This is a genomic window from Actinoplanes sp. NPDC051861 (assembly GCF_040681145.1).
Taxonomy (GTDB): domain Bacteria; phylum Actinomycetota; class Actinomycetes; order Mycobacteriales; family Micromonosporaceae; genus Actinoplanes.
In genome coordinates this window covers 250796-274964 of the sequence record NZ_JBFAYE010000011.1, presented here as the reverse complement: position 1 = coordinate 274964, position 24169 = coordinate 250796, and the positions used below count along the sequence as shown (strand labels likewise).

Annotated in this window: 17 protein-coding genes and 1 pseudogene; 9 read left to right on the top strand and 9 right to left on the bottom strand. The window is 71.1% G+C overall.

The genetic code is table 11. The features are described 5' to 3' along the window. The first annotated feature begins 66 nt into the window (after positions 1 to 66). Genes AB0M02_RS27495 through AB0M02_RS27485 form a run of 3 tightly spaced genes read left to right on the top strand, consistent with a single transcriptional unit; the run spans position 67 to position 8516 of the window. Positions 67 to 2136 (top strand): tetratricopeptide repeat protein, encoded by a 2070-nt coding sequence (locus AB0M02_RS27495; protein WP_364231607.1) that lies wholly within the window; start codon positions 67 to 69, stop codon positions 2134 to 2136. After that, positions 2126 to 4177, top strand: coding sequence for an FxSxx-COOH system tetratricopeptide repeat protein (gene fxsT, locus AB0M02_RS27490; RefSeq protein ID WP_364231605.1), 2052 nt, complete (start codon positions 2126 to 2128; stop codon positions 4175 to 4177). Before AB0M02_RS27495 ends, fxsT begins: the two co-directional genes overlap by 11 nt. 31 nt (positions 4178 to 4208) lie before the next feature. Further along, complete coding sequence (locus tag AB0M02_RS27485) at positions 4209 to 8516, top strand: hypothetical protein (RefSeq protein WP_364231603.1); 4308 nt, start codon at positions 4209 to 4211, stop codon at positions 8514 to 8516. Here AB0M02_RS27485 and AB0M02_RS27480 read toward each other — a convergent pair. From AB0M02_RS27480 to AB0M02_RS27465, 4 genes are read right to left on the bottom strand one after another with little or no spacing between them, the layout of a single operon-like run. Beyond that, positions 8473 to 9864 carry a Dyp-type peroxidase gene (locus tag AB0M02_RS27480; protein ID WP_364231602.1) on the bottom strand — a complete coding sequence of 464 codons (1392 nt, stop codon included), beginning with the start codon at positions 9862 to 9864 and terminating at the stop codon, positions 8473 to 8475. The two genes, AB0M02_RS27485 and AB0M02_RS27480, sit on opposite strands and share 44 nt — an antisense overlap. Continuing rightward, positions 9861 to 11261 carry a hypothetical protein gene (locus tag AB0M02_RS27475; RefSeq protein WP_364231599.1) on the bottom strand — a complete coding sequence of 467 codons (1401 nt, stop codon included), beginning with the start codon at positions 11259 to 11261 and terminating at the stop codon, positions 9861 to 9863. The genes AB0M02_RS27480 and AB0M02_RS27475 overlap by 4 nt, the downstream gene beginning before the upstream one ends. A 14-nt stretch (positions 11262 to 11275) precedes the next feature. Beyond that, positions 11276 to 11866 carry a dihydrofolate reductase family protein gene (locus tag AB0M02_RS27470; protein WP_364231598.1) on the bottom strand — a complete coding sequence of 197 codons (591 nt, stop codon included), beginning with the start codon at positions 11864 to 11866 and terminating at the stop codon, positions 11276 to 11278. A gap of 10 nt (positions 11867 to 11876) precedes the next feature. Further along, positions 11877 to 13034 (bottom strand): RtcB family protein, encoded by a 1158-nt coding sequence (locus AB0M02_RS27465; protein WP_364231597.1) that lies wholly within the window; start codon positions 13032 to 13034, stop codon positions 11877 to 11879. A 133-nt stretch (positions 13035 to 13167) separates the two neighbouring features. Between AB0M02_RS27465 and AB0M02_RS27460 the strand changes: the two genes are divergently transcribed. The 3 genes from AB0M02_RS27460 to AB0M02_RS27450 all read left to right on the top strand — a co-directional run bounded on the left by AB0M02_RS27460 (position 13168) and on the right by AB0M02_RS27450 (position 17008). Beyond that, positions 13168 to 13482 carry an STAS domain-containing protein gene (locus AB0M02_RS27460; RefSeq protein WP_364231595.1) on the top strand — a complete coding sequence of 105 codons (315 nt, stop codon included), beginning with the start codon at positions 13168 to 13170 and terminating at the stop codon, positions 13480 to 13482. 139 nt (positions 13483 to 13621) lie between these two features. Next, complete coding sequence (locus AB0M02_RS27455; protein WP_364231592.1) at positions 13622 to 16078, top strand: hypothetical protein; 2457 nt, start codon at positions 13622 to 13624, stop codon at positions 16076 to 16078. A gap of 366 nt (positions 16079 to 16444) precedes the next feature. Continuing rightward, positions 16445 to 17008: a UbiA family prenyltransferase gene (locus AB0M02_RS27450; RefSeq protein ID WP_364231656.1), complete on the top strand. Its 564-nt coding sequence runs from the start codon at positions 16445 to 16447 to the stop codon at positions 17006 to 17008. Between the two features lie 44 nt (positions 17009 to 17052). Here AB0M02_RS27450 and AB0M02_RS27445 read toward each other — a convergent pair whose 3' ends face one another. The 3 genes and pseudogenes from AB0M02_RS27445 to AB0M02_RS27435 form a co-directional block, all read right to left on the bottom strand. Next, positions 17053 to 18348: an FG-GAP-like repeat-containing protein gene (locus AB0M02_RS27445; protein ID WP_364231590.1), complete on the bottom strand. Its 1296-nt coding sequence runs from the start codon at positions 18346 to 18348 to the stop codon at positions 17053 to 17055. Between the two features lie 25 nt (positions 18349 to 18373). Continuing rightward, positions 18374 to 19198 (bottom strand): VCBS repeat-containing protein, encoded by an 825-nt coding sequence (locus AB0M02_RS27440; protein WP_364231654.1) that lies wholly within the window; start codon positions 19196 to 19198, stop codon positions 18374 to 18376. After that, positions 19184 to 19705 (bottom strand): annotated as a pseudogene (locus AB0M02_RS27435) (hypothetical protein); the annotation flags it as partial. The gene AB0M02_RS27440 and the pseudogene AB0M02_RS27435, both read right to left, overlap by 15 nt. 178 nt (positions 19706 to 19883) lie before the next feature. Between AB0M02_RS27435 and AB0M02_RS27430 the strand changes: the two are divergent. Genes AB0M02_RS27430 through nudC form a run of 3 tightly spaced genes read left to right on the top strand, consistent with a single transcriptional unit; the run spans position 19884 to position 22400 of the window. Further along, a complete protein-coding gene (locus AB0M02_RS27430; RefSeq protein WP_364231589.1) occupies positions 19884 to 20930 on the top strand; it encodes a helix-turn-helix transcriptional regulator in 1047 nt (348 codons plus the stop codon). After that, on the top strand, positions 20930 to 21469 hold the full coding sequence (locus tag AB0M02_RS27425) for a hypothetical protein (RefSeq protein WP_364231586.1): 540 nt from the start codon (positions 20930 to 20932) through the stop codon (positions 21467 to 21469). The genes AB0M02_RS27430 and AB0M02_RS27425 overlap by 1 nt, the downstream gene beginning before the upstream one ends. A gap of 22 nt (positions 21470 to 21491) precedes the next feature. After that, complete coding sequence (gene nudC, locus AB0M02_RS27420) at positions 21492 to 22400, top strand: NAD(+) diphosphatase (RefSeq protein WP_364231583.1); 909 nt, start codon at positions 21492 to 21494, stop codon at positions 22398 to 22400. Between the two features lies 1 nt (position 22401). Here nudC and AB0M02_RS27415 read toward each other — a convergent pair whose 3' ends face one another. Then, complete coding sequence (locus AB0M02_RS27415) at positions 22402 to 23010, bottom strand: response regulator transcription factor (RefSeq protein ID WP_364231580.1); 609 nt, start codon at positions 23008 to 23010, stop codon at positions 22402 to 22404. Next, positions 23007 to 24164 (bottom strand): sensor histidine kinase, encoded by a 1158-nt coding sequence (locus tag AB0M02_RS27410; RefSeq protein WP_364231577.1) that lies wholly within the window; start codon positions 24162 to 24164, stop codon positions 23007 to 23009. The genes AB0M02_RS27415 and AB0M02_RS27410 overlap by 4 nt, the downstream gene beginning before the upstream one ends. Between the last annotated feature and the right edge of the window lie 5 nt (positions 24165 to 24169).

Genomic DNA, 24169 nt, shown 5'->3' with positions numbered 1-24169 from the left:
CGAGGCGTTGCGGACCTGGCGGGAGATACCGTCTTCGTAGCTGTGTGCGACAGGACGGTGACCACGGTGGATCATGGAGAGTCCATTCAGGCCGACGTGGCCGGCAGCCACGGCGTGCAGATCGGATCCCACAACACCCAGACGAACATCACGGTCGACGCCGGGTCGCTGCCTCCCGCGCAGCGCGTCGGCGAAACCGGGACACCGCACAACCTGCCGCCCGTGTCGGCCGTGTTCGAGGGCCGGGACGTCGCCGCGCTGGGCGACCTGCTCGGTGACGCCGGCCTGGTGGTGGGCCAGGCCGCGGTGCACGGCCTCGGCGGCGTCGGCAAGAGCGAACTGGCCAATCAGTACGCGAGGTCGGCTCTCGACCGTTACACACTCATCTGGTGGATCACCGCGGAGAACGGCCAGGCCGTCGATCTCGGCCTCGCCTCGCTGACGGCCCGCCTCCACCCGGTGGCGACGCTGGCGGACGCGCGGGAGTGGGCGCTGGGCTGGCTGCAGTCGAACACGGGCTGGCTGCTGGTGCTGGACAACGTGGAGGACGTCGACGACATCGCGGATCTGCTCGGCATCGTGTCCGGGCAGGGCCGGGTGGTGGTGACCACCCGCCGCGACCTGGGCGCCCGGTGGCGTGGGCTCGGGCTGACGACGGTCCGGCTCGACGTGCTGGAACGCGCCGCGAGTGTGCGCCTGCTGGTGCGGCTGACCGAGATCGACGACAAGACCGGCGCGGACCGGCTGGCCGAGCTGCTCGGTGACCTGCCGCTGGGCCTTCAGCAGGCGGCCGCGTACGTCAGCCAGCACGCGGGGATGAGTTTCGACGACTATGCGGCGCTGCTGACCGAGGAGTTCGACCGGGCGGCCGGCGACGCGGGCGAGGGCGACACCGGACGCCTCACCGTCGCGGCGGTGTGGTCGATCACGATGGCCGCTGTGGCGAGGCGGAACCGGCTGGCGGCCGCGGCGCTGGGCGTGATGGCGTGGCTCGGCGCGGATCCGCTTCCCGAGACGGTTCTGGATCCACTCGCGGACGATCCGCGCGACATCGGTGACGCGCTCGCCGTTCTGGCGTCGTACTCGATGGTGTCGCGGCGCTCGGGCGCGGTGTCGGTGCACCGCCTGGTCCAGGCGGTGACACGCGCCCGGGCCGCCGCGGTGGGTGACTCCGCCGCCATCCGTGACCTGGCGGTCGACCTCCTTGTCGAGGCCGCACCGGACGACCCGGTCAACAACGTGCCGGGCTTCCCGATGTGGGCGGCCCTGCTCCCGCACGTCTGGGCGGTGTCGGAGCGGTTCCCCGCCGAGCACACCTCCATCGCCCTGCTGGATCTCCGGGACCGCGCCGCCACCCATCAGCTGTACCAGGGCAACATCGGCCCCGCGATCGGCGTCTTCGAGGGGATTCTGCGTGATCGCGAGCGGATGCGGGAGCCCGGCGATCGGGGCACGCTCAGCGCGCGTTGCAACCTTGGGGTCGCGTACGGCGAGGCGGGCCGCAACGACGAGGCAATCGACGTCCTTGCGCGACTGGTGGAGGACGAGACGCGCCTTCTCGGTGCCGACGACCCGGACACGATGACCACGCGGTCCAATCTGGCCACCTACATGCGGCAGGCCGGGCGGCTGGACGACGCCATCGTCATCTACGAGCAGGTGGTCGCCGACCGCGAGCGGGTCCTCGGGCCGGACGACCCGCGGACGCTGACCGCGCGCGGCAACCTCGCCGCCAACTTCATCCAGGCGGGCCGGGCCGACGAGGCGGTCGCGCTGCTGGAGCGGGTCCTGCCCGACTTCGAACGGATCCTCGGCCCGGATCACCCGCACACGCTGACCACCCGGTCCAACCTCGCCGGTTCCTACTTCCGGGGCGGCCGCGTCGACGACGCCATCGCCGTCGAGGAGCGATCGGTCAGCGACTACGACCGGATCCTGGGAGCCGATCACCCGGAGACGGTGGTCTGCCACGCCAACCTGGCGTTCTATTACCACCACGCGGGGCGGCACGCGGAGGCGATCAGCATCCAGGAGCAGGTGGTCGCGGACTATCGGCGGATTCTCGGTGAGGAACACCCGTACACGGTGGTGGCGGTCGACCGCCTGGGAACATGGGGTGACCCTTATGGCTCATGAGGAGTCCATTCAGGCCGATGTGGTCGGCAGCCGCGGTGTGCAGGTCGGGTCGGGCAACTCGCAGACCAACCTGGGCGTCGACGCGGGTTCACTCCCGCCGCCGCAGCGTGTCGGCGGCGGTGTGCCGCACAACCTGCCCGCGGCGACGGCGGTTTTCGAGGGCCGTGACCTGGCCGGCCTGCGTGACCTGCTCGGCGGCGTCGACGCCCGGGTGGTGGTCGGTCAGGCGGCGGTGCACGGCCTGGGCGGCATCGGGAAGAGCGAGCTGGCCAATCAGTACGCGAGGTCCTACCTGACCGAGTACCGGCTGGTCTGGTGGATCACCGCGGAGAACCGGCAGGCCATCGATCTGGGGCTGGCGTCGCTGACGAAGCGCCTGCACCCGATGGCCACCCTCGCCGACGCGCGGGAGTGGGCGCTCGGCTGGCTGCAGTCCAACACCGGCTGGCTGCTCGTGCTGGACAACGTGGAGAGTCTCGACGACATCACCGGGCTGCTCGGGCTGGTGACCGGTCGCGGTCATGTGCTGGTGACGACCCGGCGCAACCTGGGCGCGCGGTGGCGTGCACTGGGGATGAGAGCGCTGCACCTCGAGGTTCTCGAGAGGCCGGCAAGCGTACGGCTGCTGCTGGAACTCACCGGATTCGACGACCCGGACGGCGCGCGCCGGCTGGCCGCGCGGCTCGGTGACCTGCCGCTCGGTCTGCAGCAGGCGGCGGCGTACATCAGCCAGCACGACGGGATGAGCTTCGACGACTACATCGTGCTGCTCACCGAGAAGTTCTTCCGGACCGCCGGCGACCCCGGGGAGGGCGAGTCCACCCGGCAGACCGTCGCCGCGGTCTGGACGGTGACGATGGCGTCGGTGGCCGAGCGGAACGCCCTGGCCGCGACGGTGCTGGACGTCATGGGGTGGCTCGGCGCCGACCCGCTGCCCGAGTCCGTGCTGTACCCGCTGGCCGGCGACGCGGCCGAGGTCAAGGACGCTCTCGCGCTCCTCGCCTCCTATTCCATGATCAAGCGGCGTGCCGGTTCGGTCACCGTGCACCGGCTCGTCCAAGCCGTCACCCGTGGTCATGCCACCGCCGATGTTCCCGAACGGACGATCGACCTCCTGGCCGAGGCCGCGCCGCCGGAGCCCATCTCCAACGTCACCGGATTCCCGATGTGGTCCGCGCTGCTGCCGCACGTGCAGGCGCTGTCCGATCATCTGCCGCCCGGCCACGAGTACACGAGTTTCTTCGAGCTGCAGGACGACGCCGCCGTCTACCAGCACTATCAGGGCAACGTCGCCACGGCCATCGCCACCTTGGAGAAGGTCATCGCCGCCCTGGAACCGCTGGGTGACTCCGCCGAACGGGAGATGCTGGTGGCCCGGGGTCATCTCGCCAGATGTCTCCGTGAGCTGGACCGCACCGACGAGGCGATTGCCATCGAGCGGGAGGTGGTGGCCGGCCGGGAGCGCATCATGGGTACTGACCACCCGGAGACCCTGAGCGCCCGCATCAACCTCGCCGAGTCCTTCTGGAAGGCGGGCAGCACCGACGAGGCCATCGCCATCGAGGAACAGGTCGTGGCGGATCGCGAGCGGATTCTCGGGACCGACCACTCGGAGACGCTGACCGCGCGGGGTAATCTTGCGGCCTCCTACGCGTACTCGGGCCGGCTCGCCGAAGCGATCGCCATCGAGGAGGACGTCCTCGCGGATCGCGAGCGGACCCAGGGCCGCGACCACATGTACACGATGATTGCCCGCGCCAATCTCGCCGAGTCCTATCTGCGGGCCGGCCGCTCCGAGGAGGGTATTGCTCTCAACCAGCAGGCGCTGGCGGATCGTGAGCGGGTTCTCGGCGACCACCATCCGGACACGCTGATCGCCCGGGGTTCGCTCGCCCAGCACTACCGGCAGGTGGGCAGCCCGGACCGCGCCGCCGCGCTCCTGACACAGGTGGTCGCCGACCTGACGAGAGTTCTCGGGCCGGACCATCCGGAGACAGTGCGGGCCGCGGGCGTCCTGGCCCGGTGGACCGCGAACGACTGACTGCGCTCGGGGCTTAGGATTTCGATCGAGCATGACGGCCAACCCGCAGCCGCAGGAACCCGCAGGCGGCACAGTGGACCTGCGGGGAGCCGCCGGTGTCCAGGTCGGGGACGGCTCGATCCAGGTGAACGTCTTCGGTGGCCGCCCGCCCTCGTGGACCCGGTCGGGTTACGTCGAGCAGGTCCGCGACATCGCCCCGGCCGAGTTGATCGGGCGGGACGGCGACCTGGCGGACCTGGCCGCGTTCTGCGCCGGCGACGATCACTATCTGTTCCTGCGAGCCGGTCCCTGGGCGGGCAAGTCGGCCCTCCTGTCGACCTTTGTGCTGCACCCTCCGCCACAGGTCGACGTGGTGTCCTTCTTTGTCACGGCGCGGCTGGCGGAACAGTCGGACGCCCGCGCCTTCACCGACATGCTGATCGATCAGCTGTCCGCTCTGGCCGGTGAGAGCATTCCGGCGGGGCTCGGCCCGGGGTCGCGCGACGCTTCCCGGCGTGCCCTGCTGACCGAGATCGCCGACCGCCTCCACCGCGACGGCCGGCGCCTGGTCCTGGTGGTCGACGGCCTGGACGAGGATCGTGGGGGCCGCCCAGGATCGGGTACGCCGAGCATCGCCTCACTCCTCCCGCGCGCCTGCGGTGACGGCTTGCGGGTGATCGTCTCGGGCCGGTCAACCTGGTCACTGCCGGACGACGTGCCCGCCGGCCATCCACTGCGCGGTCCCGGTGCCGTCCGGGTCCTGGAGTCGTCACCGGACGCTGTGGAGATCGCGGCGCGCGCGGGCGCGGAGCTGCAGACGCTGCTCCACGGCTCAGCCCTGGAACTCGATATGATCGGATTTATCGCGACAAGCGGTGGCGGATTGCGCCTCGCCGACCTGGCCGAGCTCACCGGCGAGCCCCTGTTCCGGGTGAAGGCCCTGTTCGGCGGCCTCTTCCGCCGCACGGTGACCGAACTCGCCGGATCGCTGACCTTCGCCCACGAAACTCTGCGCGAGACCGCGGTCGACTACCTCGGCACGTCCCTGTCGGGGTTCCGGTCGCGGTTGCACGCCTGGGCGGACACCTACCGGGAGGCTTCCTGGCCCGACGGCACACCGCCCTACCTGCTGCGCGGCTACCCACTGATGCTGGCCGACGCGGGCGACGCGCACCGCCTGGTCGCTCTGGTCACCGACCCCCGCCGCCACGACCGAATGCTGGCACTCACCGGCGGCGACAGCGCCGCCCATGACGAGATCACGCTCGCCGAGGATCTTCTGCTGAGCGGGGAACGAACCGAGCTGGCCGCGATGTGCCGGCTGAACATCCGCCGGAGCGCGCTCGACAGGCGGAACGCCTATCTACCGCCGCTCCTGCCGGCGGTGTGGGCCCGGCTGGGGGCGCACGGGCGGGCCGAAGCCATGGCGATCGCCGCGAGCCGGAGTGACGCGGCGTCGCTCGGACGGCTGGCGAAGCTCGCCGTGGAGGCGGGCGACCACCAGCGGGCAGAACGGCTCGTGCTCACGACCGGGGAGCGGAACCGGAGTCCGGACGGCCTGTTACGGGAGATCGCCGTCGCGATGGCCGCCGCCGGCGACGACGTCCGGGGCGAGGCGCTGGCGCACCGCATCGCCGATCCGGCGGAACAGGCCGAGGCACTCGTGTCCGTGGTCCGGGCGATCAGCGGGGCGCGCCGGCTCCCGCGGGCCGAGGCGACCGGCGTGCGCCGGTTCCCGCAGGCCGACACAACCGGCTCGGGTCGGTTGCTGCGGGCCGAGGCGACCGGCTCGGGTCGGTTGCTGCGGGCCGAGGCGGTCGCGCGGGCGACAGCCGACAGCCGTCGTCAGGCTGAGGCGCTTCGGATCGTGGCCGTGGCCCTTCACGCCGACGGCGATCATGCCGGAGCCGAGGTGGTCGCCCGGAGCGTGGCCGACCCTCTGGACAGGGCGTCCGCGCTCTGCGCCCTCGCGCGGGCGAGTGCGCGCGCCGGTGGCGCCGATAGGGCGCGGCTCGCCGCCGCGGTGGAGGCGGAGGTGCAGCTGATTGGCGACGATTCGCCCGGGGCCTGGTGGACACGGGTCGAGGCTGTTGCGGCGGCCGGTGACTACGAGCGGGCCCGCGGCCTGGCCGTCGCGATGCCGGAACGACGCGATCAGGCGCTGGCGATGATCGCCGGGACAGCGGCGGACAACGGTGACTACGACGAGGCGGAAGTGGCCGCCTCGGCGATACCGGAACCGTTGCCCGGCGGCAGCCGGTTGCGCGAGGATCCGCGCGAGCTGGCGCGGGGTGCGATCGCCCTGGCCGCCGCACGTGCCGGCCATTTCGACAGGGTCGACGTGGTTACCGGGGCCGTCACTCGCGGGTGGGTGGACGGCATCGGCCGGCAGGTGGTGATGACGCTGGCTCGCGCCGGTCAGTTCGAGCGTGCGGAAGCCCTGGTACGACGGACCGAAGGTCCCCTCGGCGCGTCCCGGCTCCGTGCCGACCTGGTGGTCATCGGCGCCCGGGCGGGCCGGTTCGAGTGGGCTCGGCGACTCGGTGATGCGATCCGCGTTCCCGGTGTTCGGATGGACGCCCTGAGTCGCGCCGCGGCGGCGGCTGGACGGGCCGGCGACCGCGCCTGGACCGTGACTTTGATCGGGTACGTGGAGTCGACCGTCGACAGTGGTGCGGAACCCGGGCGGGAGGCCGGGACGTTCTGCGAGTTGGCGGCCGCCGCTGCGGCGGCCGGCGACCGTGAAAGCGCGCTGCGGCTGGCCGGCCGGGCCGCCGCCTTGGCTGGGCTGGCCGGCCGGCCAGCCGCAGCGGCTCGGCCGGGCGACCGGGCCGCTGCGGCAGGGGCGGGGCTGCGATGGGATTTTCTGGCGGAGGCGCTGACAGTGATCGGCGAGGCCGGGCGTGCCGAAGCACTCGCCGAGGCCATCGGGGACCCGCGGCCGAGGGCACAGGCTTTCACCGAGCTCGCCTGGGCCGCGGCCTGCCACGCCGACCAGGAGCGGGCGGAGCGGCTCGCTGTCCGGGCCGAGGAGTTCGCGCGCACGGTCCGGCCGATCGGAGGGAACTCCGGTTCTCGTCGTGTTCTGGTGGAGGCCACCGCTTTGGCGGGTGCGGCAGACCGGGCCGCGAGGGTGGCGAGAGCCTTCGGCGGCCACGAGGCGGAGGAGATCGTGGCCCGGGTGCTCGCCGTTCTCGTTCGCGCCGGTGATCGGGACAGCGCGCAGAGGATCGCCTGCTTGACGGAGGGGGCGGCGTCGCGGGCACGACTGTTGGCGATCCTGGCTCGGGCGGCGCTGAGTGCCGGCGACCGGGATCAGGGCCTCCGTCTGGTGGCCGCGGCCGAGGAGTCCGCCGCCGCCGTCGAGGATCCGGAGTCGCGGGCGCAGCTGATCGTGAATCTGGCCCGGACCGCGAGGAGTGCCGGCGACTCCGAGGGGGCTTTCCGACTGGTGGCGTCGGCGGAGGCCGCGGTCGAGGCGATCAGGCCGCGAGGGCGGCGGACGTTCTCGCTCCTTGAACTCGCCGCCGTGACGACGAAGCTCGGCGACCAGGACCGGGCTCTGCGGTTGATGGCGCTGGCGGACCCCCTGCACGACTCCGGCCCCGACTGGGCACCGTGGTCCTGGACGCGGCTGCTGGTAGACCTCGCCGGAGCGGCGGAGGACGCCACCGAGAGCCTCCGGCGGCAGATCCTGACCGATGTTCTCCACGTCGTGCAACCGCCGGACCCGCCGTACGGCCCGGGGCCGAACCCCTCGGAGGAGTACACGCTGGCACGTGCCCGCATCGCGGCGGGACGGGAGAACGACGCGGATCTCGCGATCGACGATGTCGCCGAGCGGGCCGAGATCAGGTGCGCTGGTGCGGTGGCCGCCGCCCGGCGGGGCGATCCTGAACGGGCCCGGCACCTGATCTCCGACATCGAAGCGCTGTTGCCGGCGCGGCTCTCACTGATCAGGCCACTCACGCTGATCGGTGAGTACGAGCGGGCCGAACAGATCGCCCGGTCGGATGGGGAGCGTGTGGATTTCGACCCCCTGCGCACTCTGGCGTCGGCGCTGACGGAGGTCGGTGAGTGGGACCGTGCCGAGGCGGTCGCTCTGGAGATCCAGAACAGTCTGTATCGCATCGAGGAGTTGGCCAGGATCGTCATCGGCGTCAGCCGGGCCGGAGACCAGCGGCGTGCCGGGCGGGTGATCATGCTGGCGTTGCGGAGCGGTGCGCTCTCCACGGTCGTCGACCAACTCGTGCTTGGCGGACTCGACAGCGCGCTGTGCCTGCTCCACGAGATCGATCCGGCGGCGGTGGGGGCGATCATCGAGCAGTGGGCGGCGGAGGGTGTGGAGATTCGGGAGTAGTCAGGGCCCGCAGCGCTGAGATCGACGGGGTGAAGAGGTAGGCGCCGCCCAGAGGGTGAACGTAATCGGCCATCGTGGAGACCTCGCCGTCCAGGAGGCGGGCGCGCCGGGTGGTGCCGGGGCGGGTGCGGCCGATGATCAGGTCCATGCCGTTGTCCATGCCCTGGCGGGGGCGTTCGGGATTGTTGGCCCAGCGTTGTGCGAGCAGTTCGAACTGTTGGGTCACGTCGGTCTGGTAGCAGAGGAACAGCAGGCCGCGTTCCGGGGAGTGCGGTTCCCCGTACGTTATGCCGCGCCTGAGGATCGCGAAGGTCAGCGTCGCGGCAGGTGGCCCCTTGTCCGTCTCCTGGTCGCGGGGGTTGACCTTGCGGATGTGTGCGGACAGCGGGCACCGGAGGCCGTCGGGGTCGGTGGCGTCGTAGTTGAAGTCGTTGAGCTCGGCGCGTGTGGTGGCAGCCGGGTTGACCAGTGGCCGGCCGTCGGGATGGCGCCCGACCAGCTGGGCGCGCAGATCGGCGGGGTCGATGCCGAGCTCGGCGGCCATGCGGGCGGTGTCGGCGAGGAAGCCGGGTACGTCCTGTTCGAGCTTGCGGTAGACGAGCAGGGAGCCGTTGCGGGCGAGGGCCGGTACGGGGCGGGCGGCTGCCGGGCGTACCGGATCGGTTTCGGACTGCCGGGGGAGTCCGAAGAGGAACTGGCCGGGCCAGACGAGCACATCGCCGGGGCGGGCGTACTCGCGATGGTCGGGCATCGGGGGCATGGGCGTGCGGGGCACGAGCGGGGTGCCGGCCTCGTCGATGACGCCGCGCAGGGCGGGCTGGGAGACGCCGTCGCGGAAGCCGAAGTGCTCGACGTCACCGGGCAGGCGGCGGGCGGCCTGGTCGTGGACGAGGTCGCAGCCGGTGTGGCTGTCCAGGATCTCGGCGGTGGCGTCGTCCAGGAGGGTGGTGTCGTCGCCGGCCAGGATGATCAGGATGTCGATCTCGCGGCCGGGCCCGCCGACGGTCCAGCGGGCGGCGGGCGGGTCGCGGAGATAGGTGCGGCGGGACATGCCGACGGCGAACGCCTCGTCGATCGAGGCCAGGTCGGCGTGACCCAGTGCGAGGAGCGTGCGGGGCGAGAGGGAGACGGCCAGGGCGGTGGCGAGACCTTGGCGTGCGGCGCGGTAGGTGAGGCCGGCGGACGCGGAGGTGACCCGGCCGGTGACGGTGGCGAGGAGGGCGCGGGCTGCTGTCGCCGGGTCGTCGTCCGGGAGGCGCCAGCCGAGCAAGCGCTGGTGTTCCTGAACGAAACCGGGCACGACGTGGGCCTGGATGTCGTCCAGGTCGAGCCGCGGTTCGGCGGTCACGCGATCGGGCCAGGCGCAAGACGGATATTTCGGATATACGAGGGTGAAGCAGGCGAGAGCGATAAAGCGGGCGAATGTTGAGGCAGCGCCAGACCCGGTGCGTTGACGGGTCCGGATGTGAAGGCGGCGTGCCAGCCCGGCGGGCATGCCGCCGAGATCGCGACGAGAGTCAGCACATCCGGGTTCTCGTCGGCGGCACAGCACCGCTGGTCGCAGGGTATCGGCGGAGGCGGCCCCTGACCGAGATCCGCCGCCGCACCGAACAGCGACATCGTCATCACCTCGGCCAGCTGCCCACCCGACGTCAGGGGCAGGCCGTTGACCAGCACGTCCTCCAGCCCGAACGCGGCGCCCGGCGGCGGCGCGAACTCGGCGCGCAGGGTGAGCCCGCCGGCGCCCCGAATCGGGCGCCACCACGACGACACGTCCTCACCACCCGGCCCGGAGACCGCCGCGTCGTCGAAAGCGGTGATGTAGAGGCCCACCGGGTCGCGCAGCGTCACCGACAGCCCCTGGCGGACCAGGTCGTTGACGTCGGTGCTGATCGTCGGGTCGCTGAATCGGTTCGGGTCGCCGAGCCCGGCGCAGCAGACCAGACGGCCGGCGTCGGTGACCGGCGTGCCGTCGTCGCCGGCGCGGGGCACGCTCGCGGCCGCGGCCAGGGATATCTCGCCGTACAGGCTGTTCTCGGGATGGGTCAGGTGTGCCAGGCCGGACGTCGTGTTCCACACGTTGTAGGGGTTGTAGTCGCCCCGCCGCTGGAAGAGGCGCAGCGGGCCGCCCGGCTCGGTGCGGTACGCGATGTCGGAGTCGAAGTACAGGTCCTCCTCGCGCACCTGCGGCCCGACCAGTTCCCGGTAGAGGCGCAGCAGCAGCTCGCGGTCACCGTCGACCGGCGCCGCGCCGGAGTCGGGGAAGGCGGCGGTGCCGTCGGCGAGGAACCGCCAGTACTCGTGACCCTCCGACGTGAACACGATGCGGGTCATCCGGCCGGTCTCCGGGTCGCGGTCGGCGTACCACTCGCAGTACTCGTCCTGCGGCCGGTACCGCAGGACGATCTCCTCGGCCTCGCCGTCGCGCACGGCGTAGAACGTCACGCCGTAGTACGAGCCGAGACTGCGGAACTCGTCGGCGGCCCGTCGTGCCCCGGCCGGGTCCCCGGGAAAGCGAACCTTCACCGGGCGGGGGAACGCGTCCCAGCTGATCCGGCGTTCGGCGAGCGGCCCGGGAGGTGTAGTGGTCAGCGGGTTGAAGAACCGCACGTGCTCAGCGCCGCCGACCTGACCGGCGGTGCGCTCGATCATCCGGTCGACCCAGGAGGAGATCAACGCCGACCAGCCGGCGAGCCGGGCCGGATCCAGATCGCGTACGCCACCCGGCGTGTCCCACGTGTTCATGTGATCGATTGTGGTCACACGGTCAACACGCGGTAGCGGATGTGGGTGGCGTCGGGCGTGTCGATCACTCGTACGATCTCCAGCTCTGTCCGGGAAGGCAGCACGTCGAACAGGCGCGTGCCGCCGCCGAAGAGCACCGGGATCTGGTGGATCTGGATCTCGTCGAGCACACCGGCCTCGATCGCCCGCTGCGCCGTGTAGGCACCGTGGACGAGCACCTCGCCGTCGCCCGCCGCCTCCTTCGCCTGGGCCATCGCCGAGGCGATGCCGTCAGCGACGTACGTGACCAGCGGATAGTTCGCCACACTCGGCCCGGGTGGCCGGTGACTGGGCACGAAGATCCGCACACCGCGGCCGTGGTGATCGCCGCCCCAGTGGTCCACCTGCTCCACCGTCCGCCGCCCGGCCAGCACCGCGCGCGTCGCGAAGACCTGCCGCACGAGGTCACCGGCCGCGCCCGGCGGCTCCACGAACTCACCCTCCGGCGAGACGAACCAGTCGTGGAGCCGCCCGAACCCGTCACCGCCCGGATTGTCCGGCCCGTCACCGGGACCGCTGATGTACCCGTCCACCGACATCGACATGTAGAGCACTGAAGTCGCCACGGATCACAAGCTAGTCGCCCTTGACGTTCACTATCTGGCGCAGCGTGTGCCGGATCTCGACCAGGTCCTCCGCGTCCTTCATCACCACGTCGATCGGCTTGTAGGCCTGCGGGATCTCGTCGAGGAACGCGTCGGTGTCCCGGTACTCGATGCCCTTCATCGCCTCGCGCAGCTGCTCGCGGGTGAACGTCTTGCGGGCCTTGGACCGGGAGAACTGCCGTCCGGCGCCGTGCGGCGACGAGTTCAGCGCCTGCTCGTTGCCCTTGCCCACGACCACGTACGACGCGTCGCCCATCGAGCCGGGGATCAGGCCGGCCACACCCTTGGCCGCGTTGATCGCGCCCTTGCGGGACAGCCAGACCCGCTCGCCGAAGTGGGTCTCCTGCTCGGTGTAGTTGTGGTGGCACTGCACCCGCTCGGTCTGCTCGACCGGGCCACCGACGAACTCGCCGAAGCACGCGATCACCCGGTCCATCATCTCGTCCCGGTTGGCCAGCGCGAAGTTCTGCGCCCACCGCAGCTCGCGGATGTAGGTGTCGAACTCCTCGGTGCCCTCGGTCAGGTACGCGAGATCGCGGTCCGGCAGGCTGATGCCCTCGCGGGCCATGATGTCCTGCGCGACCTTGATGTGGTGACTGGCGATCTTGTTGCCGACGCCGCGCGAACCGGAGTGCAGGAACAGCCACACCCGCCCGGTCTCGTCCCGGGTCACCTCGATGAAGTGGTTACCGCTGCCCAGCGAACCGAGCTGCAGCTTCCAGTTCCCGGCGTACGCCGCCGGGTCGAAACCCGCCTCGGCCTCCAGCAGATCCACCCGCTGGCGCGCCGACTCGGTGAGCCGGGTGTTGTATCCGCCGGCCGACAGCGGGACCGCCCGCTCGATGGCCACCCGCAGGTCGCTCAGCTTCGCCGGGAGCTCCTCGTGCTGATAGCGGGTGCGCACCGCCGCCATCCCGCAGCCGATGTCCACACCCACCGCCGCCGGGATGATCGCACCGAGCGTCGGGATGACCGAGCCGACCGTCGCACCCTTGCCCAGGTGCGCGTCCGGCATCAACGCGATGTGCGGATGGATGAACGACAGCTGCGACGCCTTCTCGGCCTGCCGCAGGGTGTCGTCCTCGATGAGGCTCGCCCAATTGATCAGCCGGTCGTTGACGCGCTGCATCGTCTCTCGTTCCTTCCCCGTCGTGTGACCTCGCGCCCAACGCTAATCCGCCAAGATCGGGCGCGCCTCCGGTTTTACGAGCCACATCAATGGGTACGGGGTGCCGCGCTGATCAAGGGCGGAAGGAGCGGTCATGTCGTTCGACTACACCATCGAGCGCAGCGGCGACACCATCGTGGTCTCACCGGAGGGCGACCTGGACATCGACAACGCCGCTCTCCTGCGCCAGGTGCTGCAACAGGTCCTGGACCGCGGCGACTGCACCCACGTCGAAATCGACATGAGCGCCGTCACCTTCCTCGACTCCTCCGGCCTGGGCATCCTCGTAGCCGCCCGCCGCGCCGCCCGATCCCGCGGCGCCACCCTCCACCTGCGCGAACCCGGCCCGGTCGTCCGCATGGTCCTCGAGGTGACCAACCTCTACGACGACTTCGTGGCCACCACGTAGCGGCGTCAATCCCGGGCATGGGGTGGACTTGTGATCAACGGGACCGTGATGGAGTATTCGTCGGCGCGCGAGGTCGCTCCAAGACAGGACATTGCCCGCGCACACCAAGTGGCCGGCCTCTCCCGACGCAGGTGTTTCCGTGATCGATACCCCCCGAGGTCGGCGATGGTTGTTCGCCGTGGTGGCGGCGCTGGTAGGGGCAGTGGTCATACTGCTCCTGATCATCACGCTGTTCGACCTGGAAGCCGGTGACAAGCTGGCCAGCGTCATCGCGGCGATCTGCGGTCTCGTGTCCGGCGTGGCGACGTTCCGCGCGATGCGGCTCCCTGCCGGCCTCACCTTCCACCAGGTGCTGGAGCAGTACGCCGGCGAGCTGAGCATGAACGTGAACGCTGAGCTGCACATGCGCGGGCTCGAACGTGAGGCGCTTCTGCCGTTGCGCATCCGCCCGGCCGCTCCGTCCAGGAACCGGCGTCGAGCCGTCGGGCGCAACGGGGCAACGACATGGTCCTCGAAGGACGTGCAGGAGCGGACGGCTGCTTCGTTGCCCCTCGAGCCGAAGTCACGGGCAATTGTCTTCGGGGAGCCTGGTTCCGGTAAGACCACCACGACATTCATGGTGGCGGCGGGGCTGCTCGAAAACCGGGACAAGGACGACGCGATCCTCCTGCTGCAGCTCGACACATGGGACGGCGTCCAGACCATCGACGACTGGCTCGAACGGCAGTTGGTCCAGTCGTATCCGTCGCTGCGCCTGCTCGGAGACGCGCAGGAGAGCATCTCCCGGCAGCTCGTTTACCGCGCGTCATTGACCGTGTTGCTGGACAATTTCGACGCGGTGCCGGCGCAGTCTCGGGAGAATCTGGTACAGGAGATCAGCAAATTCTTCCCCGAGCTGAAGCATCGAGTGATCCTCTTCTCCCGTTTCACCGATGACCGAGCTCACGAGTCGTTGCGGCGCTCGCCCGTTGTGCTGCATCTCGAGGACTGTCAAGCCGACGCCGTGGCCGCCCTCTTCACCTCGCGTGCCAAAGAGGTGGGCAGCACAGCTGCGTGGGCTCCGGTCATCGAAAGACTGCGTGAGGAGCCGGGCGGCGGACTGGCGAAGGCACTCGCCACGCCTTGGCACGCCACCCTCGCCTGGGAGGTGTACAGCGCCCCCGAGAACACACCGGAGCAACTGCTCTCGATCGCTGACCGGCCCGTGCGCGAGATCGTCTCGACCCTGCACGATCGTTTCCTGCGTGCGAAGTGCGAGGACGAGGCGATAGCCAGGTTCCCGCGAGCGATCCAGTCCCTGCAGTACGTAGCACACAAGATGCAGAAGCTCGGCGTCCGCAACGTCGCCTGGTGGCGCCTGTATGAGGCACTCCCGAACTGGGTGCTGATGGCCTTCGTCGGTCTGTCGGTCGCACCCGCCTACCAACTCGCCCTGCACCTGCCGCAGGGGCTGACCCGCGGGTTCGCGATCGGAAGCACCGCGGGCGTCTGCCTCGGCATGCTCCGTGGAATCTCCACCACCGCGGCCAGCGGGATCATTGCGGCGGCCTGCACTCTGCCCGTCGTGGCCTTGATCGGTTCGACGGTGATCGGGCTGCCGCGAACCGTCACTGACATCGCGCAGATCACCGTGGCGGTGGGTTTCGTCGTGGCATGGAAGGAACACCTGGTGACGGGCCGATGGGCGACGCTCATCCGGATCCTGTCGATCGGTTTGCTGACCGCTGCCGCCGTCGAACTCACGATCCTCGCCGGCATTCGCTCGGAGCGCGGTTTTCTGGGTGTGCTTCTGTCCACCACGCTCGGGCTCGGAGTGGCAGTACTCGCTTTTCGTCTCCTGTCGGATCCGAGTACACCTCAACAGCCGTCTCGCGTCACCCTCGGCGGGCGCCGGCGATGGGACCGGCTACCCGCGGATCTGATCACCGGCGTCGTCGCCAGCGTGCCGGTGGGTGTTGCCGGTGGCGTAGCTGGTGCGATACAGCAACGCAGCATCTCCTACGGTGTCGCCGTCGCGCTGGTTTTCGGAGTGACGGCAGGTATCCCGATCGGCCTCGTCGGGGGTGCGATCCGCTGGATTCGTACCGCGACCACCGACTTTCCCGCGACCACCGACATTCCCGCGACCACCGAATTCCCGGCGATCGCTCCACTGTCGTCCTTGCGCAACGACCGTTCGGTCGCGCTCACCTGCATAGCGGCGGTCGGTCTCGCCTCGACATTCTCGATCGTTGCCTTCGGTGACGTGCTGCGCGCCGCGGACCCGGTCGTCGCGTCCGGGTTGACGGTCGCGTGGTACCACGGCCTGATGTTCGGGCTGAGTCTCGGGCTCGTCATCGCCTGTGCCTACACCGCGTGGCCGGCATTCTTCGTGTACCACCTGTTCCTCTTTCTGGGCGGGCACCTTCCGTGGCGGTTCGGGACCTTCTTCGAGGCATTGCACGAGCATGGGGTGCTGCGCCGCGACGGGGCGCTGTACCAGTTCCACCAGGAGTCGTTGCAGGATTACCTCGATGAGTGCTGGCATCGGAATGCGGAAACTGAGCCGTGTGCGCCGGCCGATCCGCGACCGCACGGCCCCGCGTACCACCGGTGAAGACCAGACCTCACAGCGCGCGCACAGCGGTGAGCGGTCATGATCCGGGCATGACGGCGGCGACGGCGGTGGTGCTGGCTGGGGTTTCGCGGCCTTGGTTCTGGCCGGTGTCGTGGGTTCCGGCCTATCTGGGGACGGTGCTGGCCGGGCACGCGTGGTTGCCGGACCGTGGTGACGTGCCGCGGGCGCTGATGGCGCTGCTCGTGCTGGGGCCGCTGGTCTGGGCGGCGGTGCTCGCGCAGAACGACCTGAACGACCTGCCCAGCGACCGGGCCAACCCGCGCAAGGCGACGGCGCCGCTGGTTCTCGGTACGGTCTCGGCGGCCCGCCTGCGCCGCTGGTACTGGGCGGCGGTCGCGGCTTTCGCTGGGCTGCGCGCTGCTCGTCGGGCCGCTGTTCGTGCTCGGTGTCGCCGGGGTGCTGCTGCTCGGGTGGGCGTACAGTGTGCCGCCGCTGCGCCTGAAGACCCGGCCGGGCTGGGACGTCGCGGTCAACGCCTTCGTCGTGGGTGTCCTGTCGCCGGCCGCGGGCTGGGCGATCACCCGGGCGCCGTGGGAGTTTCCCTGGCAGTTCGGGCTGATCGGGTTCCTGTTCGCCGCCGCGCTCTACGTGCCGACCACGGTGACCGACCTGCCCGCCGACCGCGGCGCAGGCGACACCACCTTCGCGGTTCGGTTCGGCGCGCCCGTGGCGTACCTCCTCGGCGTCGGCCTGTGGGCGGCGGCGCTGACATTGTGCGTGGTGTGCGCGGGCCTGGACGTGGTCGTGCCCCGCTCCACATTCGTCCCGCAGCTGTTCACGGTGCCGGTGCTGATCGCCGCCTACGCCGTGCTCACCCGGCGCCCGACCATCCCCCGCATGGCGGTCGTCTCGGCCTTCTTCGCCATCCCGACGATCGGTTTCGCACTCGCCTATGTGAACGCGGCGTAGGACCGTCCCGGCACGGAAGTCGGGGCCGGGACGGTCCGTGCCCGTCAGGTGAGGGCGGTGGCGTCGTTCCAGCCGGTGCCGACCTGGTAGCGGTCGCCGAACGTGCTCAGCCCGGTTTTACCCGTGCCCGGATAGACCCAGAGGGCGCCGTCCGGGAAGCGGGCCAGGACGTCGGTGTGGCCGTCGCCGTTGAGGTCGCCGACGGTGAGGGCGGTCGCGTCGTTCCAGCCGGTGCCGACCTGGTAGCGGTCGCCGAACGTACTCATGCCGGTGTTGCCCGTGCCGGGGTAGACCCACAGTCCGCCGTCCGGGAAGCGGGCGAGGACGTCCACGTTGCCGTCGCCGTTCATGTCGGCGGCGACGACGGCCGTGGCGTCGTTCCAGCCCGTGCCGACCTGGTACCGGTCGCCGAAGGAGCTCATGCCGGTGCCACCGGTGCCCGGGTAGACCCAGAGAGCGCCGTCGGAGAACCGGGCCAGGATGTCCGGACGGCCGTCGCCGTTGAGGTCGGCCACAGTGAGGGCGGTGGCGTCGTTCCAGCCGGTCCCGACCTGGTACCGGTCGCCGAAGGTGCCCATGCCGGTGCCACCGGTGCCGGGGTAGACCCAGAGGCCGCCGTCCGGGAAGCGGGCCAGGACGTCGGTGTGGCCGTCGCCGTTGATGTCGGCGGCGACGATGGCCGTGGCGTCGTTCCAACCGGTGCCGACCTGGTAGCGGTCGCCGAACGTACCCATGCCGGTGTTGCCTGTCCCGGGATAGACCCAGAGGGCGCCGTCGGGGAAACGCGCGAGGACGTCGGTGTGGCCGTCGCCGTTGACGTCGGACAGGGTGCCGGTCAGGGCGCCCAGGCCGGGCCAGATCGCGTCCACCAGGAGCTGGGCGTCGTGGGCCTCCCTGCCGTACGCGTCGGGCACTGCGGAGACCTGGACCTTCTGGCAGATCGCGCCGATGTCGCCGGTCATCCAGCGGTTGTCGGGGTACTTGCGGAGCATCGCGTTGAGGAAGGCGTTGGTGGCGTACACCGGGTCGGTCAGCTGGGCGGGTGTGCCCCAGCCCTGTGAGGGCCGCTGCTGGAACAGGCCCAGGCTGTCGTGGTCGACCGCCTCGGTGTAGTTGTGCAGGGTGCTCTCGGCGATCGCCGTGGTGACGGCGATGACGGCGGCGCGTGGGTGCAGGCCGCGGCCCTTCGTGGTGTTGATGATGACGCGGGCGCAGCAGACGTGTGCGCCGGCGATCTGGCGGCCGAGGCGCGGGCCGTTCATGCGCGGGCGGACCCGGTCGGCCACGGCGACGTCGGCGGCGCTGGGGCCGCCCGGCGAGCACGGTTTCGATGCTGGCATTTCTGGTCTCCTTCCGGAAGAAAGATCAGGTGAGGGCGGTGGCGTCGTTCCAGCCGGTGCCGACCTGGTAGCGGTCGCCGAACGTGCTCAGGCCGGTCTTGCCGGTACCGGGGTAAACCCAGAGAGCGCCGTCGGAGAAGCGGGCCAGGATGTCGAGGTGGCCGTCGCCGTTGAGGTCGCCGACGGTCAGCGCGGACGCGTCGTTCCAGCCGGTGCCGACCTGGTAGCGGTCGCCGAACGTACCCATGCCGGTGTTGCCTGTCCCGGGATAGACCCAGAGGCCGCCGTCGGAGAAGCGGGCCAGGACGTCGGTGTGCCCGTCGCCGTTGAGGTCGGCGGCGATGATCGCGGTGGCGTCGTTCCAGCCGCTGCCGACCTGGTATCGCTCGCCGAACGTGCTGGTCCCGGTCTGGCCCGTACCGGGATAGACCCACAGGGCGCCGTCGGAGAACCGGGCCAGGATGTCGAGGTGGCCGTCACCGTTGAGGTCGGCGACGGCGACCGCGGTCGCGTCGGCCCAGCCGGTGCCGACCTGGTACCGGTCGCCGAACGTGCTCATCCCGGTCTTGCCGGTGCCGGGGTAGACCCAGAGGGTGCCGTCGGCGAAGCGGGCCAGGACGTCCACATGATCGTCACCGTTGATGTCGGCGGCGATGATCGAGGTGGCGTCGTTCCAGCCGGTGCCGACCTGGTACCGGTCGCCGAAGGTGCTCATGCCGGTGTTGCCGGTACCGGGGTAGACCCAGAGGGCGCCGTCGGAGAAGCGGGCGACGACGTCGGTGTGCCCGTCGCCGTTGATGTCGGACAGTGCTCCCGTGAGCGCCCCCGCGCCGCCACGCCACTGCGCCACGGTCTCCCCGCGGAGGACGCTGAGCAGCGCCTTCTTGTTGCCGAGGTCGGTGACCTTGTCGCGGTCCTCGCTGAGGTGGATGTGCCACAGATGGGAGCTGTCCGAGCTGGACGCCACGTCGCGGCGGAAGTCCCATCCCTCCACCTCGGTGTCCGAGTCGACCTGGCCGAAGAACTCCTTCCAGCCGTTCAGCCGCGGGTCGTTGGGGTCGCGGCCGGAGGCGAGCAGCCGTCCGCTGTACCGGGCGATCGTCGCGTAGTTGCCGCCCTGCGCGTCCGGGAAGGTCCAGTCGTATGCCGCCGCCTTGTCGCTCGGCCCGCCCTGGTCCTCCGCGTCCCTGATCGAGTAGTTGCCCGGCCAGCTCGCCTGGTTGGCCGCGCGGGTGTTGTGGTAGCCGGACTTGTTGGCGTAGATGCCGCCGTTCTGGGTGCCGGGCTGGAGCGCGAGCAGCTGCTCCATCAGCCACCAGGAGGCATCGGTGATCCGTGATGGATTCGGATTGGGTGCCACGTCGTTCCCCCTCTTTTTCAAAGGCTTGATCGGGTACGGGGGATCGCATCACCGGCAACCGGAAAGGGGATGTGGGTGCCCGTTTTGTGAGGGCCGATTGCCGGATACCGCAGCCGGACCGGCCGTTGCGCACGTGCGCAACCGCGAGCCGCGTGCCGGTGGGATGCGTGGTTCCATGTCCCGCAGCACTACGGGGGAGGTCGTGATGGTCGACGTGCTGCCGGTGGGGGTGCCGGTTCCGTCACTCGTACGGTGGGGGCTGACGTGTGACGGTGACCTGGTGTATCGCACCCTGGCCACGTTCGGGGAGCGGACGGCGCCGGAACTCGTGACCGAGCTCGGACTGACGGCGCGCCGGGTGCACGCCGCGCTCGCCGAGCTGCACGAGGCCGGCGCCGCCACCTGCCGATCCTGGCGTGGTGCCGTCGCACACCGTCCGATCTGGACCGCGGTACCGCCCGGCGAGGTGGTGCCGCGGTTGCGCGCCCGCCGGATGCGTACCGGGGAGGTCCCGGGGCGCGCCGCTCCGCGAGTGGCCGCCGCGGCGCGCGACTACGTAGGCGAGGGCGTTCGCCACCTGGTCTCCCGGGAGGACACCCGGCGCCGCCTCGCCGGTCTCGTCGCGATCGAGCGGCACGAGCAGCTCAGCATCAATCCCGAGCCGGCCTTCGACGCGGCCTCCGCGCGGGCGGCCGCACCACTCGACCGCGACCTGGTCACCCGTGGCGTCAAGCTGCGCATCCTCGGTGTGCCGCCGGCCGACCGCGACCTGCACGTGGACGCCACGCTGCTGGACGCGGCCCGGTACGGCTACCGCGAGGCGGCCGAGCTGCCGCTGAAGCTGATCGTCGTCGACCGCCGGGTGGCGTTCTTCCCGGCGGATCCGGGCGACCTCGAGCGCGGCTATCTCGAGGTGAGCCATCCCGCGATGGTGCGGTCCCTCGTCGCCCTCTTCGAACGTCACTGGGCCTCGGCCGTCGACCCGCGGGAGCATGGCATGCCGGGTATCACGCTGTCCGAACGCGAGCTGGAGCTCGTCAACCTGCTGGCCCAGGGCCACACCGACGTCAGCGCCGCGGCTGAACTGCGGATCAGCGCTCGTACGGTCACCAGCACGATGCGCGCGCTGATGGACCGGGTCGCTGTCGAGAACCGCTTCCAGCTGGGGCTCGCCCTCGGCACGATGCGCGCGGCCGGCCCGTCCGCCACCGGGGAGTCCTGATGTCCCGCCGGTTCTGTTCGGTCCTTGCCGTCCTGGTAGTACTCCTGGTCACGCCGGGCCGGGCGCACGCCGGGCTGATGGAGTACGTCTGGCCGCCCGTGTCGATCTGCACGCAGGCTCAGCTCGGCGGCGCGTACATGGGGAACGCGTCGCCGTACACGTTTGAGTTCACCGGTGTCGTCAGCGCCTGCCCGGGTGCGGACGATCCGCAGGCCCGCTGGACCGTCGCGCAGTACCGCAACGGCGGCTCCAGCTGGCTCGCGGCCCGGAAGCCGTACGGCGAGGCGGGGGTCCGGTTCCTCTTCAAGAGGTACACCTACAGCCTGGCGGACACCTGGGCCGCCTGCGTCGTCAACCACGCCGAACCCTCCGCCGAGCACCCGGGGTTCTTCACCGTGAACCGTGTCGCCTGCATCGGCCGGGATCCGGCCGGAGGAACCGTCGGCGTGCCGATACCGATCGACGATCCCCGCTTCGACGGGGTGCCGCTGATACCGGGCGGCAGCGGCTGGCGGCCCGCCTGCGGCAGCTGCGTCTGACCCGCTGCGGTAGAGATGGACCATGACCTTCGAGGGCTTGTCCTACACGCACACGCCGCACGACCGCGCAGGCAACCGCCGCGACGACCAGGAGTGGGTCGAGGCGCAGTCCGCGCGCCCGGACGCCCGGGTCGTCCCGATGTGGCGGGACCGCTGCCTGGTCCGCGACGGCCGGCCCGTCGTGCTGAACGGCGCGGCGGGTGCGGCGGTGCGGGCGGCGGCGGGCCAGACCGTGCTGCTCGGACTGGCTGACGGGGCGCCCGTCTTCGCCGCCGACCTGGACGGCCCGGAGGAGGCGGCATTGAGCTCGGCGGAGGCGGAGAGCAGCGCCGACATGCGGTCACTGGCAGCGCTGCTGCCGCATGCGGAGGCGGCCACGCTTGCGTACGCCCGCGGGCTTCTCTACTGGCACCGGCAGACCCGGTTCTGCGGGTCGTGCGGGTCGGCGGCGCGCAGCACGGCCGCCGGGCACCTCCGGGAGTGCACCGGGCCGGACTGCGCCAGGCAACTGTTCCCGCGCATCGAGCCGGCGGTCATCGTGCTGGTGGAGGCACCCGGTCCCGAGCCGCGCTGCCTGCTGGCCCGGCACCGTGGTGCGAGAGCCGACCGGTTCGCGCTGATCGCGGGCTTCGTGGAGATCGGCGAGAGCCTGGAGGGAGCGGTGCGCCGGGAGGTGGCCGAGGAGGCGGGAGTCGACGTCGGCGAGGTGGCCTATCGGGGTTCGCAGGCATGGCCGTTCCCCGCGGGCCTGATGGTGGGATTCGGCGCGCAAGCGGTCGGCGAGACCATCGCGGTGGACGGCGAGGAGCTCGTCGAGGCACGCTGGTTCACCCGCGCCGAGGTCCGCGAGCGGCTCGCCGCGGGACCGGGCTCCGGGCCGGTGGACTCCATCGGCGGTCACCTGCTGCGCGCGTGGGCGGGGGAGAGGTGACTCAGATCCAGCCGTGCTTGCGGGCGGTGCGGGCGGCCTCGTGACGGTTCGAAGCGCCCAGTTTGCCGGCCGCCGAGGACAGGTAGTTGCGGACGGTGCCGGGTGACAGGGATGCGCGCCGGGCGATCTCGTCGACCGGGGCGCCCTCGGCGGCGAGCTGCAGCACGTCGGCCTCGCGGGCGGTGAGCGGGCTGTCGCCGGCGCTGATCGCCTCGGCGGCCAGGTGCGGGTCGACGTAGCGGCCGCCGCCGTGCACGGTGCGCACCACCATGGCCAGGTCGTCGGCGGAGACGGTCTTCGGCAGGAAGCCGCGGACGCCGGCGGCGAGCGCCTGCTTGAGATGACCGGGACGGCCGTGGCTGGTCACGATCATGGTGCGGCAGTCCGGAACCTCGGTCTGCAGGCGGCGGGCGACCGCGACGCCGTCGAGATCGGGCATCTGCAGGTCGATCACGGCCACGTCGGGGCGCAGTGCCCGGGCGGCGGCGATCGCCTCGGCGCCGGTGGCGGCCTGACCGACCACCTCGATGTCGTCCTCCAGGGCGAGCAGCGCGGCCAGGGCGCCGCGGATCAGGTGCTCGTCGTCGGCGAGCAGCACCCGGATGGTCACGCGGCCTCCTCGGTCGCCGCCGGCAGCCGCACCTCGACCCGGAAGCGGTCGGGCGGCACGCGGTCGGCAGCGACGGTTCCCCCGAGCGCCGCGATGCGCTCGGAAAGCCCGGTGAGCCCGTTGCCGAACAATACCCGGCCCTCGGGGGAGACCCCGGCGCCGTCGTTGGTCATGGTCAGGGTGATGCCCTCAGTGTTCCGGTCCAGCATGATCGTGCACTCACGTGCCTCACTGTGCCGCAGCACGTTCGTGGTGGCCTCGCGGACCGCCCAGCCGAGCGCCGTCCGGGTCCGGGCGCCGAGCCCGTCGGCGTCGCCGATCACCCGGCACGTGATGCCCGCCGCGGCCAGCAGCGACCGGGCGCCGGCGAGCTCCTCGTCCAGCTGGGCGGTGCGCAGGCCGCTGACGACCGAGCGGAGTTCGGCGAGCGACTCCTGCGCGATCCGGCGTACCTCCAGCATCTCCTCGACCGCCTCGGGCCGGCCGCGCTCGCCCAGCTTGGCGGCCAGCTCCGCCTTGAGGGAGACCACCGACAGGGCCCGCCCGGCGACGTCGTGCAGGTCCCGGGCGAAGCGCAACCGCTCCTCGGCGACCGCCAGGTCGGCCTTGACCTGCTGCGCGTCGTCCAGCTGCCAGATGACGTCGAGCATCCAGACGGTGCTGCGGCCGGTGCCGAGCATCGCCAGCAGCAGGAGCAACAGTCCCAGCTGCTGGAAGAACTCCTCGCCGCTGCGGTGGATCGCCGGCGCCGCCGCGACCAGCCAGAAGACGAGTGCGAGGCTGAGTGAGATCGTGGTGGACACCGCGGGAGCCAGGGCGACCAGGAACCCGGTCAGCACGATCGCGACGACGAAGCCGTAGGAGCCGGGTTCGGTGAACGACGGCCAGGCGGCCACCGCGGTGGCCACGGACAGCGCCGCCGCCACCGCGACTCGCCGGCGTGGGCGCGGGCCCCGGCCGAGGCGGAAGTCGATCGCCTGGTGCATCAGCAGGACGCAGGCGACGGCCTGCCCCACCGACAGCGCGGCGGCGATCAGCGCCCACGTGGGCGACCCGTCGCCGACCGTGCTGCCGATGGCCAGCGGCAGGGCCGCGTAGAGCACGTAGAGCGAGCCGCGCATGTACCAGTCCACACGGGACGCCCGGGACACCATGATCT